Origin of the sequence: Rhodococcus sp. NBC_00297 (assembly GCF_036173065.1) — a bacterium.
Lineage (GTDB): Bacteria > Actinomycetota > Actinomycetes > Mycobacteriales > Mycobacteriaceae > Rhodococcoides.
In genome coordinates this window covers 4,394,537-4,408,275 of the sequence record NZ_CP108041.1, presented here as the reverse complement: position 1 = coordinate 4,408,275, position 13,739 = coordinate 4,394,537, and the positions used below count along the sequence as shown (strand labels likewise).

At 70.2% G+C, this 13,739-nt stretch carries 15 protein-coding genes; 4 read left to right on the top strand and 11 right to left on the bottom strand.

Features of this window, described 5'->3' with window-relative positions:
- Nucleotides 1-10: 10 nt before the first annotated feature.
- Complete coding sequence (gene rfbD / locus OG947_RS20790) at nt 11-919, bottom strand: dTDP-4-dehydrorhamnose reductase (RefSeq protein WP_285188816.1); 909 nt, start codon at nt 917-919, stop codon at nt 11-13.
- 267 nt (nt 920-1,186) lie between these two features.
- Between rfbD and OG947_RS20785 the strand changes: the two genes are divergently transcribed.
- Both OG947_RS20785 and OG947_RS20780 read left to right on the top strand, forming a co-directional pair.
- Nucleotides 1,187-2,623, top strand: a complete 1,437-nt coding sequence (locus OG947_RS20785) for an LCP family protein (RefSeq protein ID WP_027506885.1) — start codon at nt 1,187-1,189, stop codon at nt 2,621-2,623.
- A gap of 27 nt (nt 2,624-2,650) precedes the next feature.
- A complete protein-coding gene (locus tag OG947_RS20780) occupies nt 2,651-3,364 on the top strand; it encodes a TIGR03089 family protein (protein ID WP_307108964.1) in 714 nt (237 codons plus the stop codon).
- Here the strand turns inward: OG947_RS20780 and OG947_RS20775 are convergent.
- From OG947_RS20775 to OG947_RS20755, 5 genes are read right to left on the bottom strand one after another with little or no spacing between them, the layout of a single operon-like run.
- A complete protein-coding gene (locus OG947_RS20775) occupies nt 3,345-3,758 on the bottom strand; it encodes a hypothetical protein (RefSeq protein ID WP_328812787.1) in 414 nt (137 codons plus the stop codon). The genes OG947_RS20780 and OG947_RS20775 overlap by 20 nt on opposite strands.
- Nucleotides 3,755-4,141, bottom strand: a complete 387-nt coding sequence (gene crcB / locus OG947_RS20770; protein ID WP_027506888.1) for a fluoride efflux transporter CrcB — start codon at nt 4,139-4,141, stop codon at nt 3,755-3,757. The genes OG947_RS20775 and crcB (OG947_RS20770) overlap by 4 nt, the downstream gene beginning before the upstream one ends.
- Nucleotides 4,138-4,578 carry a fluoride efflux transporter CrcB gene (gene crcB / locus OG947_RS20765; protein WP_222650409.1) on the bottom strand — a complete coding sequence of 147 codons (441 nt, stop codon included), beginning with the start codon at nt 4,576-4,578 and terminating at the stop codon, nt 4,138-4,140. The genes crcB (OG947_RS20770) and crcB (OG947_RS20765) overlap by 4 nt, the downstream gene beginning before the upstream one ends.
- On the bottom strand, nt 4,575-5,093 hold the full coding sequence (gene purE / locus OG947_RS20760; protein WP_328812785.1) for a 5-(carboxyamino)imidazole ribonucleotide mutase: 519 nt from the start codon (nt 5,091-5,093) through the stop codon (nt 4,575-4,577). The genes crcB (OG947_RS20765) and purE overlap by 4 nt, the downstream gene beginning before the upstream one ends.
- Complete coding sequence (locus OG947_RS20755) at nt 5,086-6,378, bottom strand: 5-(carboxyamino)imidazole ribonucleotide synthase (protein ID WP_442973076.1); 1,293 nt, start codon at nt 6,376-6,378, stop codon at nt 5,086-5,088. Before OG947_RS20755 ends, purE begins: the two co-directional genes overlap by 8 nt.
- Nucleotides 6,379-6,432: 54 nt before the next feature.
- On the opposite strand from OG947_RS20755, the gene OG947_RS20750 reads away from it, so the two are divergent.
- Nucleotides 6,433-7,023, top strand: a complete 591-nt coding sequence (locus tag OG947_RS20750) for a GtrA family protein (protein WP_037186749.1) — start codon at nt 6,433-6,435, stop codon at nt 7,021-7,023.
- A 164-nt stretch (nt 7,024-7,187) separates the two neighbouring features.
- Complete coding sequence (locus tag OG947_RS20745; protein ID WP_328812784.1) at nt 7,188-9,629, top strand: cytochrome P450/oxidoreductase; 2,442 nt, start codon at nt 7,188-7,190, stop codon at nt 9,627-9,629.
- Between the two features lie 33 nt (nt 9,630-9,662).
- On the opposite strand, the gene OG947_RS20740 is transcribed toward OG947_RS20745, so the two are convergent.
- Genes OG947_RS20740 through OG947_RS20720 form a run of 5 tightly spaced genes read right to left on the bottom strand, consistent with a single transcriptional unit; the run spans nt 9,663 to nt 13,702 of the window.
- Nucleotides 9,663-10,220, bottom strand: coding sequence for a TetR family transcriptional regulator (locus tag OG947_RS20740; protein ID WP_222650405.1), 558 nt, complete (start codon nt 10,218-10,220; stop codon nt 9,663-9,665).
- A 27-nt stretch (nt 10,221-10,247) separates the two neighbouring features.
- On the bottom strand, nt 10,248-11,573 hold the full coding sequence (locus OG947_RS20735; RefSeq protein ID WP_222647012.1) for an ATP-binding protein: 1,326 nt from the start codon (nt 11,571-11,573) through the stop codon (nt 10,248-10,250).
- Between the two features lie 12 nt (nt 11,574-11,585).
- Nucleotides 11,586-12,269: a response regulator transcription factor gene (locus OG947_RS20730; RefSeq protein ID WP_027506895.1), complete on the bottom strand. Its 684-nt coding sequence runs from the start codon at nt 12,267-12,269 to the stop codon at nt 11,586-11,588.
- 9 nt (nt 12,270-12,278) lie between these two features.
- Nucleotides 12,279-12,821: a PH domain-containing protein gene (locus tag OG947_RS20725; protein WP_027506896.1), complete on the bottom strand. Its 543-nt coding sequence runs from the start codon at nt 12,819-12,821 to the stop codon at nt 12,279-12,281.
- A gap of 26 nt (nt 12,822-12,847) precedes the next feature.
- Nucleotides 12,848-13,702, bottom strand: a complete 855-nt coding sequence (locus tag OG947_RS20720) for a biotin--[acetyl-CoA-carboxylase] ligase (protein WP_056448034.1) — start codon at nt 13,700-13,702, stop codon at nt 12,848-12,850.
- Between the last annotated feature and the right edge of the window lie 37 nt (nt 13,703-13,739).

Genomic DNA, 13,739 nt, shown 5'->3' with positions numbered 1-13,739 from the left:
GCCGGTCACCCTACTGGGCGGCTCCGGGCGGGTCCGCGACCGCCCGAGCCGCCAGCGCGGCCGTCAGGGCGTCGCGCCAGGGCCGCAGCGGGGTCAGCCCGGCACCCTTCCAGGCCGCGGGCGAGAGCACCGAGTAGGCGGGACGCGGCGCCGGCCGCACGTAGCGATCACTGCCGCACGGGTGAACACGGTCGGGATCGGCGCCCACGGTCTCGAAGGTCGCCCGAGCGAGATCGAACCAGGACGCCGTGCCGGCGTTGGTGGCGTGCAGAATTTGCGGCAGCGCTCGCGGCGACGTCGCCGCCTCGAGGAGCGCGTCCGCGAGATCACCCGAGTACGTCGGCGAACCCACCTGGTCGTTCACGACGTCGAGGGTCTCCCGCTCGGCCTCGAGCCGGAGCATCGTGGCGACGAAGTCGGAGCCGGTGCCGGTGTAGACCCACGCGGTCCGCACGATCGTCGCGGACGGCAACGCCTCCAGGACCGCCCGTTCCCCTGCCAGCTTGGTGCGCCCGTAGGCCGTCGCCGGCGCGGTGGGATCGTCGGGTTCGTACGGGGTCCGCGCGTCTCCGGCGAACACGTAGTCGGTCGAGACGTGCACGAGACCTGCACCGACCTCGGCGCACCGCTCGGCGAGCAGGCGCGGTCCCACCTCGTTCAGCAGTGCGGCGCGGTCCTCCTCGGTCTCCGCCGCGTCGACCGCCGTGTGCGCTGCGCAGTTGATCACCACGGTGCCCGGCACGACGGCGGCGGCGATCGACTCCGGATCCGTGATGTCGAGGTCGGCTGATCCGAAGCCGAGCACGCGGGCCCCGCGGTACCCGTCCCGCGCGCGGTCGACGAGTCGGCGACCGAGCTGACCTCCGGCTCCGGTCACCACGATCGTCCTGTCCGAACTCTGCTCTGCGTCGGTGGTCACAGCGACAGAGTGTGGCACGCCGTGGCGGGTTGCGCGGAGCACGGCGACCCTGCCGTTAGCCTGGGGATCGTGACGGATTCTGTGACGGGCCCCGGGACACCGCGCGATCCGTACAGACCTCGGACACAGCGCGGTGCGCAGCGGCGACCCGATTCTCGCGAGTCGGAACCGGGTGCGCGGCGCTCCTCCACCCGCTCCGACCGGGGGCGTCGACCTCCGACCAGCCACCGCCCCTCGCGGACGCCGGGGCACTCCAACGCCGGCCGGATAGCCGTCGCACTGTTCTCCGCCGGCGCGTTGCTGGTGACGGGTGTGGCATGGCAGAGCATCGACTCGCTGCGCAGCAACCTCGCGACGGTGTCGAACCTCGATCTCGGCGACGGGGCCGACGGTGCGGTCGACATCCTGCTCGTGGGCACCGACAGCAGAACCGACGCGCACGGCAACGCCCTCTCGCAGAACGAGCTCGACTCGCTCCGCGCCGGCGACGAGGTGGCCAACAACACCGACACCATCATTCTGATCCGCGTTCCCAACGACGGATCGTCCGCGTCGGCGATCTCCATCCCGCGCGACGCCTACGTGAACGTGCCCGGCATCGGCGACAGCAAGATCAATGCCGCGTACGGAGCCACCAAGGAGGAGAAGCGCCTCGAACTCGTCGAGAGCGGGGTGCCCGACGCCGAGGCCGACAGCGAGTCGACGCTCGCGGGCCGCAAGGCGCTCATCGACTCCGTCGCGGGCCTCACCGGCGTGACGGTCGATCACTACGCCGAGGTCGGGCTGCTCGGATTCGTCCTGCTCACCGATGCCGTCGGCGGCGTCGACGTGTGTCTGAACGCGCCGGTCGACGAGCCCCTCTCGGGCGCGCGCTTCGCGGCCGGGCAGCAGACGCTCTCGGGTGCCGACGCACTCAGCTTCGTGCGCCAGCGCCACGATCTCCCCCGTGGCGATCTCGACCGCATCGTCCGTCAGCAGGTGTTCATGGCGTCGCTGGTCCGCAAGGTGCTCAGCGCCCGCACGCTCAGCAACCCCGGCACGTTGGGGCAGCTCGGGTCGGCCGTGCAGCGCTCCGTCACCATCGACGACGACTGGGACGTCCTCGACTTCGCCACGAAGTTGCAGGACGTCGCCGGCGGCGCGGTCACCTTCGACACCATTCCCGTCGCGGACATCAACGGCGTCACCGACTACGGCGAGTCGATCGTCGCGGTCGACCCCGTCGAGGTCCAGACGTGGGTGCGAGGCCTGATCGGCGACGCGGCGCCGTCCGAGAGCGTGACGCCGACGCCCACCGTTCCCGACATCGACGCCTCGAGTGTCACCGTGGACGTCGCGAACGACAGCGGCGTCGACGGTCTGGCGTCCTCGGTCTCCGACACTCTGTCGGGCGAGGGCTTCGTTCCGGGCGAGGTCGGCAACAACGAGGGTGCGAGCGTCGACCGGACCACCGTGTACGCCGCGTCGTCGGACGGTGACGCCGCGGCGGCCGTCGCCGCGCGAGTGGGCACCGACCGGACCGAGACCGACGACTCGCTGCCGTCCGGGACCGTGCGCGTCGTGCTGGCCTCCGACTACTCCGCTCCCGCGGCGGCGGGCTCACTTCCGGCCGGTGTCTCGCCCGCAGGCGACACCGCTACCCCGGCTCCCGCGGCCGCGGACCCGATCGACGCCGGGTCCACGGGCCCCCAGTGCGTCAACTGATCGGGCCCGTTCGGAAGAATGTCGTCGATGACCTCAGGTGGCACGACGCTCACGGACGCGCTTCTCGGACCAATCCTCGCGGCGGACGCGGCGGGACCGCGCATCACCTACTACGACGACTCGACCGGTGAGCGCATCGAGTTGTCCGCGCTGACTCTGGCCAACTGGGCCGCGAAGACGGCCAACTTCCTCAGAGACGAGCTCGGTGTGTCGCCCGGCGACGTCGTCAGCGTCGTGCTCCCCGCGCACTGGCAGACCGCCTCGGTGCTGCTCGGCGCGTGGTGGGCCGGCGCCGAGGTGACTCTCCGGCCCGATCCGGACGCGGCGGTCGCCCTGGTGACCGCCTCGGGTGTGGAGACCGCCGACGCCGGTGAGGTGGCCGCACTGTCGCTCGACCCGTTCGGTCGGCCCGTCGACGACCTCCCCCTCGGAGTCACCGACTACGCGACGTCGGTTCGCGTGCACGGCGATCAGTTCGTTCCCGTCGGCGCCGGGCCGGCCCTGGAGGGTCGCTCCGTCCAGGACGTCCTGACCGATGCACAGGGCCGCGCCGCAGCGCGCGGACTGTCGGCGACGGACCGGGTTCTCGCGACCGGGTCGTGGGACGACGCCGACGGCCTGCTCGACGGTCTCGTCGCGGTGCTCGCGGCCGGCGCGTCACTGGTTCAGGTGACCGCGCTGGACCCGGCGGCACTCGATCGCCGCGTCGCCACGGAGAAGGTCACGACGGTCCTCGAGTGAGATAGCCCCCGTCGCCGAGTCCGGCCTCCACCTCGAAGCGGTTGGCGGCGCCCGGCCGGCGCATCTCCTCCACCAGGTACCGGATCGCGAACGAGAACCCGTGGCGGGCCCACTGGTCGGCGTGCACGGACTCGTGGCGCAGCATCGCCCGCCGTCGACGGGGATCGACGAGCGCGTGTCCGGTGAGGAACGCTCCGCCGAAACACGTTCCGCCGCGGACGTATCCGCCTCGCATCGCCTCGCACACGATCAGGTTCGACGACGCGTCGTACGAGATCCGCGAGCGCCACAGACGAGCCCAGGTGAGCGCCGTGGCCGTGACGACGAGCGACTGGATGCTGCCGCGCGACACCCGTCGCAGCGGGCTCGACCCCCGCGGACCGGAGGACGTCACACCGAGCTCCCACCCGACGCCGCCCACACGAGAGCCAGTCCACCGGCGCAGGCCAGGACGGAGGCGATCACGGTGGTCCCCGCGTTCGCCGCGGCCGCCCGGTGCCGACCCTCCTGCACGAGTCGGACCGTCTGCACGCTCGCGGTGCTGAACGTGGTGTACCCGCCGCAGAACCCGGTGCCGGCGACGGCCTGCCACTCGGCGGGCCGGCCGGCGAACAGCACGAGCCCGGCCAGGATGCCGAGAAGGAACGACCCACTGACGTTGACGATCAGAGTCCCCAGGGGGAACGGCCGACCGAAACGAGCCGTCACCTCGCCGTCGACGACGAAGCGGACCACCGCCCCGAGCGCCCCCGCGAGCAGCACCGCGGCGACCGTCATGTGCGTGGCCTCCGATGGAGCGTGCCACCGGTCACGATGCCCGCCCAGGCACAGATCAGTCCCGCCACGACTCCGACGGCGGCGTAGGTCAGTGCAGTCGTCGGTGCGCCGTCCCGGACGAGCTCGACCGTCTCGAGGGCGAACGTACTGTAGGTCGTGAACGCGCCACAGAAACCGGTGCCCGCCACCAGGCGCACCCACCGACGCCGCCCGACGTCCGGTCCCGAGCGCGCCAACGCTTCCAGCAGCAGACCGAGGACGAACGCACCGCTCAGGTTGATCAGGAACGTGGCCCACGGCCATCCCGTTCCGGAGTGCGGCACCCAGGACTCCCCCGCGTAGCGGGCACCCGTCCCCGCGGCACCGCCGACGACGACCGCGGCCAGGGCAGCGGGCGTGCGGTGCAGAGGACGGACCGAGTCCGCGGACGCGGTCATTCCAGCAGACTGCGACGCAGCGCCTCGTCCTTGTCCAGCACCATCTGCTCGAGTCCGCGCTGGAACTCGGCCATCCGTCCACGCAGCTGCGGATCGGCGGCACCGAGAATGCGCACGGCGAGCAGACCGGCGTTGCGTGCGCCGCCGATGGAGACCGTCGCGACGGGAACCCCCGCCGGCATCTGGACGATCGACAGGAGCGAGTCCATCCCGTCGAGGTACTTCAGGGGAACCGGGACACCGATGACGGGGAGCGGCGTCGCGGAGGCGACCATGCCCGGCAGGTGAGCGGCACCGCCGGCGCCGGCGATGATCACCTCGATTCCGCGGTCCGCCGCGTCCCGCGCGTAGTCGAGCATGCGCTGCGGCGTCCGGTGCGCGGAGACCACACCCACCTCGAAGCGGACGCCGAACTCGGCGACCGCCAGGGCGGCGTCCTCCATCACCGGCCAGTCCGAGTCGCTGCCCATGATGATGCCGACCCGGACGGCCGTGCTGTTGCTGTTCTCATCCATGATGCGGATCCCATCCGTCGGTCCAGACGCCGTGCGAGAGCCAGTGCGCGGCACGCTCGGCACGCTCCCGGACCTCGGCGACGTGCTCGGCATCCGACGCGGAGCCGTTCCGCGGGCCCACGATGTTGACGTGGCCGATCTTGCGGTCCTTGCGCTCACCCTTGTCGTAGAGGTGCACCTTGGCGTCGGGCATCCGCGCGAACAGGTGATGCACCCGCTCGTCCATGGTCGAGGACGGCTGCTCCTCGGCGCCGAGGACGTTGGCCATGACGGACACCGGCGCGAGAGGCGCGCAGTCACCGAGGGGATAGTCGAGCACCGCGCGCAGGTGCTGCTCGAACTGCGAGGTCCGGGCACCGTCCTGCGTCCAGTGGCCCGAGTTGTGCGGGCGCATGGCGAGTTCGTTGATCGACAGGGTGCCGTCGACCTTCTCGAACAGCTCCACGGCCATGACTCCCACCACACCCAGCTCGGACGCGATGCGGAGCGCGATGTGCTCGGCGTCCGCAGCCAGGTCCTCGGACAGGCCGGGAGCGGGTGCGATGACGACGGCGCACTGTCCGGACCGCTGCACGGTCTCGACGACGGGCCAGGTCGCTCCCTGCCCGAACGGGGACCGCGCGACCATCGCCGAGAGTTCGCGCGCCATGTCGACACGCTGTTCCGCCATCAGCGGCACTCCGGCGGCGAGCTGGTCGGACACCACGGTGCGCGCCTCGTCGGCGTCGTCGGGCATCCAGACGCCGCGACCGTCGTAGCCGCCGCGCACGGCCTTGATCACGATGCGCCAGTCGTGGGCGTCACCGAAGGTGACGACGTCCTCGACGGAGGCCACCTCCGTGAAATCCGGTACCGGTAGTCCCAGTTCCCGCAGGCGAACGCGCATCCGCAGCTTGTCCTGCGCGAAGATCAGCGCCTCGGGAGGCGGCTGGACGTTGACGCCCTCGGCGACGAGGACGTCGAGATGCTCGGTGGGAACGTGTTCGTGATCGAACGTCAGCGCGTCGGCACCGGCGGCGACCGCACGCAGTGCCGCGAGATCGGTGTGCTCGCCGAGCACCACGTCGGCGCTCACCCGAGCCGCCGGATCGTTCTCCCCGGCCGCCAGCACGCGCAGGGTCTGGCCCAGCTCGATGGCGGCCTGGTGGGTCATCCGTGCGAGCTGTCCTCCGCCGACCATCGCGACGACGGGCAGGGACGAGGTGCGCTGCCGCGGCGGGTCGGTGCGCGGGGTCTGCTGGGGGATGTCCGAATTCACGGTGTCTCCTGCTGTCACGCCGCTCATCGTGTCACGAGTCCGATTAGTGTTTGGTCACTGCTCTTCGTAAAGTGGGTCACCGTGCCTCTGATCGACCGTGTGGTTGCCGGTATCCCGCAGCCGTTCCGAAGCATCGCCCTCCGCCACTCCGAACTGATCAAGTTCGCGATCGTCGGCGCGACCACGATGGTGTTCGACCTCGCGATCTTCTACTCACTGAGCCTCACCGTGCTCGAGTCGAAGCCCGTCGTCGCCAAGATCTTCTCCGGCGTGATGGCGACGATTCTCAGCTACATCCTCAACCGCGAGTGGTCGTTCAAGAACCGTGGTGGCCGCGAGCGTCATCACGAGGCGCTGTTGTTCTTCACCATCAGTGGCATCGGCGTCATCCTCGCCGCCGCTCCGCTCTGGATCGCGAACAACGTCTTCGACATCCGCGAGGGACAGACCACCCTTACCGCGTTGATCATCATCGACTTCGTCCTCAACTACGTCATCGGCAATCTGCTGCAGATGGTCTTCCGATTCTGGGCACTGCGTCGCTTCGCGTTCCCGGACGAGAACGGCCGCGGGATCATCGCGAATCCGCTGATCGAGGACGAGCCGGACCCCGATCTCGATCCCGACGTCGACCCGGACGACGAGCAGACTCAGTTCATGGGTCACAGCTGACGCGACGCGTCAGGCCCCTCTCCTCACTCACCCGGCGGCGGGCCCGCTGATGCGCTGTCGCTCAGTGGCGACAATAAGTCGACTATTGTCATCTCCGGATACACATGGTTTAGTTCTGTCATCCCACTCGTCAGAACCATCCCAGCACCGAGGCGGTAGTCGTCATGAGCGTTCGCGACACGATCATCACGAAAACACAGGCACTGGTCCCGATGGAGCGTCAGATCCAGGGACTGCATCTGTGGCAGCGCGCGAAGAGGCTCGTGGTGAGCGACGGGCAGCCCCACTTCCGTGAGTCCGCGATCCCCGACGTGGCGGAGCTGGATCTGACCGAGATCGATGTCAGCAACCCGTTCCTGTGGCGGCAGGGATCGTGGGAGGCCTATTTCCGGAGACTGCGAGACGAGTCGCCCGTGCACTTCCGGGCCGACAGCGCGTTCGGGCCGTTCTGGTCCGTCACGCGCTACGACGACATCGTCGCAGTCGACCGGGATTTCGAGACGTTCTCGGCGGAACCGCAGATCATCCTGGGCACACCGCCGGAGGGTCTCGACATCGAGATGTTCATCGCGATGGACCCGCCGCGCCACGATCAGCAGCGCGCCGCGGTGCAAGGCGTCGTCGCACCTCGGAATCTGGAGGAGATGGAGGGTCTCATCCGCTCGCGGGTCGCGGAGGTCCTCGACGAGCTCCCGGTGGGCGAGCCCTTCGACTGGGTCGACCGGGTCAGCATCGAGTTGACCTCGCGGATGCTCGCGACGCTGCTCGACTTCCCGTACGAGGAACGTCGGAAGTTGGTCGAGTGGACCGATCTGGTGGCCGCGAGCGCGTCGGCCACCGGCGGGTCCACCGACACGGACGCGGCGTATCGGGCCGCGGCGGAAGCAGCGCGCAGTTTCAGTGCGCTGTGGCACGACAAGGCGGCGCGCCTCGCAGCCGGCGAGAAGCCCGGGTACGACCTCATCACCCTCATGCAGCTCTCGGAGGACACGAAGGACCTGATCGACCGCCCGATGGAGTTCCTGGGCAACATCGTCCTGCTCGTCGTCGGAGGCAACGACACCACCCGCAATTCGATGACGGGCGGACTGCTGGCCCTGAACCAGTTCCCGGAGCAGTTCGATCGCCTGCGCGCCGATCCGGGCCTGGTACCGAAGATGGTCCACGAGATCCTGCGGTGGCAGACGCCCCTCGCCTACATGCGCCGCATCGCGACTCGAGACACCGTCCTGAACGGTCAGTTCGTCCGCGAGGGCGACAAGGTCGTCATGTGGTACGCCTCGGCCAACCGCGACGAGCGCACGTTCGACGACCCGGACAGCTTCGTGATCGACCGGCGCAACGCACGGCATCACCTCGCGTTCGGCATCGGCACCCACCGCTGCATGGGAAGTCGGCTCGCGGAGATGCAGCTGCGAATCCTCTGGGAGGAGCTGCTGACGCGCTTCGACGACATCGAGGTCCTCGCGGAGCCGACGCGCGTGCAGTCCAACTTCGTTCGTGGCTACAGCTCCATGATGGTGACGACGACACCGAAGGGCGGGGAGCGTCGACGGCACGGCACCTACCGCACCGACCGGAAGGCCGCCGGCGCCGCTCCCGTGGTGGACACGTCCACCGTCACGCCCCCTCGGCAGCGCCGCGACGGCGACGGAGCAGAGCGGACGCAGCTCGATGTGCGGGTCGCGCACCGGCGTACCGCGGCGGAGGGCGTCGTCGAACTCGTCCTCACCGATGCCGCCGGCGGATCGCTGCCGTCCTGGACGCCCGGCGCGCACGTCGAACTGATGCTGCGCCCCGACCTGGTCAGGCACTACTCACTCTGTGGGGACACCGCCGACGAGTCCTCGTGGACGATCGCGGTCCTGCGCGAGCCGGACGGCCGCGGCGGCTCGGCGCACGTGCACGACCACCTGCCGGAGGGAGCCACTCTGCGAGCACGAGGGCCGCTCAACCACTTCGCACTCGATCCCGCACCGAGCTATCTCTTCATCGCCGGCGGCATCGGCATCACACCGATCCGCGCCATGATCGCCGCTGCCCGAGCCGGCGGCGCCGAGTGGAACCTGGTGTACGCCGGTCGATCTCGTTCGTCCATGGCGTTCCTCGACGAGTTCGACGGCGACGACCGCGTGACGGTCTGGGCCAAGGACGAACGCGGCGAGCGTGTCGATCTCGACACCGTGCTGGGTGAGCCCCGGCCCGAGACCCTGATCTACTGCTGCGGGCCCGGCCCGCTCCTCGATGCCGTGGAGAACGCGTGCGCGGCGTGGCCGGACGGGAGCCTGCACCTGGAGCGTTTCGCGGCCGAGACCGTCGAGGCACCCGACGACGCGCTCGACTCGTTCGAGGTCGAGTGCGCGCGCTCGGGGGTGACCGTCACCGTCCCCGACGGCACGTCGATCTTCGACGCCGTCGAGAAGGCCGGTGCCGACGTCATCGGGTCGTGTATGGAAGGCATCTGCGGGACGTGCGAGGCCGACGTCCTGAGCGGCACTCCCGACCACCGCGACTCCGTGCTGTCGCGTCGCGAACGCGAACGCGGGGACACGGTCATGATGTGTGTCTCGCGGTCGCTGTCGTCGAAGCTGGTGCTCGACCTGTAGTGCGCCGGGCCGGTGGGACCGAGCCGAGTCCGCTCAGGCGAACCCGCGGACCACCCGGTCGATGCGATCCACCGCCTCGTCCACGTCCACGGACGGTTGCACCAGATGGCTCAGCGTCAGTCGAACCACGCAGTCCACCAACGCGTCCGGCGCTCTCTCGCCCACCAACGCACCGACGGCACCGTTCGCGTGGCCCAACACGGCGTCGGGGTGGACCGTGACCAGGGCGAGCAGACCCGAATCGTGCCCCGGCCGCAGAACGGCTGCGAGAGCGACATTGGCCCGACCGTGTTCGAGCACGCCCCGAACAGCAGCGGAGATGCCGTCCTCGAAGCTGTCGGGATGCGCTGCCAGCCCGGTGCGCACCTGCTCCAGGAATCGCTCGACCTCGCGGTCCACGACGGCGCGACCGAGGTCGTCCTTGGTACCCACCTCCTTGTAGAGGCTCTGCCGGGGCACCCCGGAACGCTTCGCGACCTCGGTCATGCTCAGGCCGTCCCACCCGCGGTCGGCGATGATCTCCACCCCGGCGTCGAGCACCCGCTCGAGTCGCAGAGTCCGCAGTTCGGAATAGAAGTCGGGCGCAGTCACGTCGCGAGCCTAGGTGAGTCGAGCCGGTCAGCGCGGTTCGGACATCCCGGCCGGGATCACCTGGTCGACGCGTGCCGCGGGCAGGAACACCGCGAAGAGCGCCGGACGTCGGCGCTGCAGTTCGAGTCGTCCCCCGTCCGCCTCGACCAGCGCGCGGGCGAGGGCGAGGCCCACCCCGGTGGATCCGGCGCCGGAGAAGCCACGGTCGAAGATGTGCGGCGCGAGTTCGTCTTTGACACCGGTTCCCTCGTCGGAGACCTCCACGACCACGGGCGGCCGTGGTCCGTCCTGCGCGGGTGCACGCGACTCCCCCACGAGGCGCACCGTGACGACGCAGCGCCCGCCGCCGTGGTCCAGCGCGTTGTGCAGCAGCACCGACACCGCCTCGCGGAGCCGGGAACCCGTGACCAGGGCGGTGACCGACGAGTCGCCGCGCAGCTCGAGGTCGCGGCCGGCATCGGCGAACGGCCCGCGCCAGTCGTCGATGACGGGTTCGAGTTCGCCGCGTACGCGCACGGTCGAGGCGTCGGCCGCGCCGTCACTGCGGGACGATCGCACGAGGTCGTCGATCGCGGTGGTGAGCCGGTCCACCTGGGCCATCGCCTCGTTGGCCTCGGTGACCACCTCGGGATCGGGGTGGCCGGACAGCTCGTCGAGACGCAGGCGCACCGCGGTGAGACGGCTGCGCAACTGGTGGGAGACGTCCGCGACGAGGGAGTGTTCGCGTTGCAGGCGCCCCACGATCTCCACCGATGCGGAGTCCAGCACGTCGGACACCCGGTCGAGTTCGGGAATGCCGTGGCGGGTGGGGTCCTTGCGGAAATCGCCCTCGGCCAGCCGGGCGGCCCGCCCCGCGACGTGCTGCAGGGGCGTGGAGAGTCGACGGGACGTGAGGACGGCGACGACGGTGCCGGCCGCGATCGAGGCCAGGACGACGAGCGCCACCGCGCCGACGGCCTGCTTCTGGGCGGTGCGCATCTCGTCGGACGGCACTTCGAGGAGCAGCGACCCGGAGGTGCCCATCGAGAGGGACTCCTCGATCGGATCCTCGACGGACGGTGCGCCGATGTCCATGCGGGACGCCGGGTTCTCGGGGGTGGGGTAGACGACGACGAGGCGCCCGCCCATGGGCACGACGAGACGCAGCGAGGCGGTGTCGAGGCCGCCGTCCACGCGGCCGTCCCCGCCCTCCTGATCGATGATCTCGGACGCCATGCGCTCGAGCCGGGTGCGCAGGTCGCCGCGAGTGAAGTCCTCGACCCACAGCCAGGCGGTGTAGGTCAACGGGATGCCGAGCAGCATGCCGGTGAGGATGACGACCGCGAGGATCGACTGCAGGATCCGACGCCTCATGCGGTGGCCCGGTCAGTCCGTGTTGATCCGGAAGCCGACGCCGCGCACGGTCGCGATGCGTCGTTCGGCCACCGAGCCCTCGTCGCCGATCTTGCGGCGCAGCCAGGACATGTGCATGTCCAGCGTCTTCGAGCCGCGCAGCTCGGCGTCGCCCCACACCTCGCGCAGAATGGTCTCGCGCGAGACCACCTGACCGGCATGGTCGAGCAGGATCTTGAGAAGTTCGTACTCCTTGTTGGCCAGGGGGATCTCGTGGCCGTCGAGCAGGACGCGCCGTGCGGCGGGTTCGAGGCGCAGGCCGCCCACCTCGATGGTGCCGTCCTCGGAGGCCGCGCCGCGGCGCCGGAGCAGGGCCCGGACCCGCGCCATGAGCTCGGCGACGCGGAAGGGCTTGCTCACGTAGTCGTCGGCTCCCGCGTCGAGACCGACGACGAAGTCGACCTCGTCGGTGCGTGCGGTGAGCATCAGGACGGCGAGGTCGGACCTGGTGGCGCGGATCTGCCGGCACACCTCGAGGCCGTCCATCCCGGGGAGCCCGAGATCGAGGATCAGGAGATCGAACGAGCCTTCCAGGGCGCGCGAGAGCGCTGCCGGACCGGTCTGCTCGACCGTCACCGTGTACCCCTCTCGTCCGAGTGCGCGGGACAGCGGGGTCGCGATGGCTTCATCGTCTTCGGCGAGCAGGACTTCGGTCACCGGACCACCCTACGTAGTGCGCGCGGGACCGAGATCGTCTCCGTCGTCCCAGCCGTGATTCTGGGAGTCGAAGACCTGGTGGTACAGCAGGGAGTGGACCCGCTCGACGTCGGGGATGTCGTCGAACTCGAGGGGGTCGTCGGAGCTCGCCACGATCACCAGGGTGCCGGTCTTCAGGAGCCGGTCGAGAAGACCGTGACGGAACTGCACGTTGGACACCCGGCGTACCGGGATGTCGATGCCCGAGTGCGACAGCACACCCTGGCGGACGAGGACGCGTCGGTCGGTCACGACGAAATGTGTGGACCGCCACCGCAGTACGGGGACAGCGGTGCGCCAGGCGATCAGCCCGACCCACACCACCGCGACGGCGATCAGCGCGGCGGACCGCGCCGTGGACTCCAGCGACCGTCCGATCAGACCCACGAGGAAGCCCGCGAGAAGCGTCGCGACGAGGAACGTCAGCACCGGCAGCACGAGCATCTTCCAGTGCGGGTGCCGATGCAGGATCAGGTCCTCCTCGTGCCCCAGTGCGTCCTGCGGAAACGACATGCGATTCTCCTGAGGGGAAGGGGCGGTCAGGCGTCGAGCGCGCGGAGGTGAGTGACGTCGCCCGCCGAGACGGCGACCGGCGTGGTGTCCCCCGACTCGGGCACGATCACCACCCGACCGTGCTCGTCGATGTCGGTCGCGACGCCCACCAGCTCGGTGTCGCCCGGCATCGTGACCCGCACGCGGCGGCCGAGAGTATCGCACCGGGAGCGGTACAGCTCCGCGATCGGCGCGGTGTCCCACCCCGACTCCCGCCACTCGTCCAGTGCCGAACCCATGGCCCGCAGGAAGGCGCGCACCACGGTGCCGCGATCGATCACCGCCGCGCCGGCCAGTTGCAGGGACGTCGCCGTCGGGACGGGCAGCTCCGCCTCGGTGAGGCTGACGTTGATGCCGACTCCGGACACCGCCGTCACGACGGGATGGGTCGAGGCCACCTCCACCAGGATGCCCGCCACCTTGCCTCCGGCGTAGCCGGACGACTCGTCGCCGCGGATGAGGACGTCGTTGGGCCACTTGAGCACCGCGTCGACCTCGGTGACGGTGCGCAGCACGTCGACCACCGCGACACCGGTGAGCAGCGGGAGCCACCCCACCGATCCGGGCGGCACGCCGGGCAGCTTGACCAGCGCCGACACGATGACCTGCGACCGCGCGGGAGCGGTGAACGACCGCGAGTGCCGTCCGCGGCCCGCGTCCTGGACGTCGGCGATCAGCGCGGTGCGGTCACCGGCGGTGTCGGCGACGGCCAGCAGGTCCGCGTTGGTCGATCCGGTCCGCGCCACGACGTCGACACGCGACCACGATCCGCGGGGTCCCTCGACGAGTGCGCGGGTGAGCGCACGCCCGTCGAGCGGCGGTCTGTCCAGGTTCTCCCACATGGGGCCGAGCATAGAGACGCGGCCGACGCACCACCCC

What these genes read in the sequence shown, in the direction of transcription:
- purE (WP_328812785.1), bottom strand. Translation starts at nt 5,093, where the DNA reads ATGGATGAGAACAGCAACAGCACGGCCGTCCGGGTCGGCATCATCATG.
- OG947_RS20755 (WP_442973076.1), bottom strand. Translation starts at nt 6,378, where the DNA reads ATGAGCGGCGTGACAGCAGGAGACACCGTGAATTCGGACATCCCCCAG.
- OG947_RS20720 (WP_056448034.1), bottom strand. Translation starts at nt 13,702, where the DNA reads ATGTGGGAGAACCTGGACAGACCGCCGCTCGACGGGCGTGCGCTCACC.
- crcB (WP_027506888.1), bottom strand. Translation starts at nt 4,141, where the DNA reads ATGACGGTCGCCGCGGTGCTGCTCGCGGGGGCGCTCGGGGCGGTGGTC.
- OG947_RS20735 (WP_222647012.1), bottom strand. Translation starts at nt 11,573, where the DNA reads ATGAGGCGTCGGATCCTGCAGTCGATCCTCGCGGTCGTCATCCTCACC.
- OG947_RS20780 (WP_307108964.1), top strand. Translation starts at nt 2,651, where the DNA reads ATGACCTCAGGTGGCACGACGCTCACGGACGCGCTTCTCGGACCAATC.
- OG947_RS20745 (WP_328812784.1), top strand. Translation starts at nt 7,188, where the DNA reads ATGAGCGTTCGCGACACGATCATCACGAAAACACAGGCACTGGTCCCG.
- OG947_RS20725 (WP_027506896.1), bottom strand. Translation starts at nt 12,821, where the DNA reads ATGTCGTTTCCGCAGGACGCACTGGGGCACGAGGAGGACCTGATCCTG.
- crcB (WP_222650409.1), bottom strand. Translation starts at nt 4,578, where the DNA reads ATGACCGCGTCCGCGGACTCGGTCCGTCCTCTGCACCGCACGCCCGCT.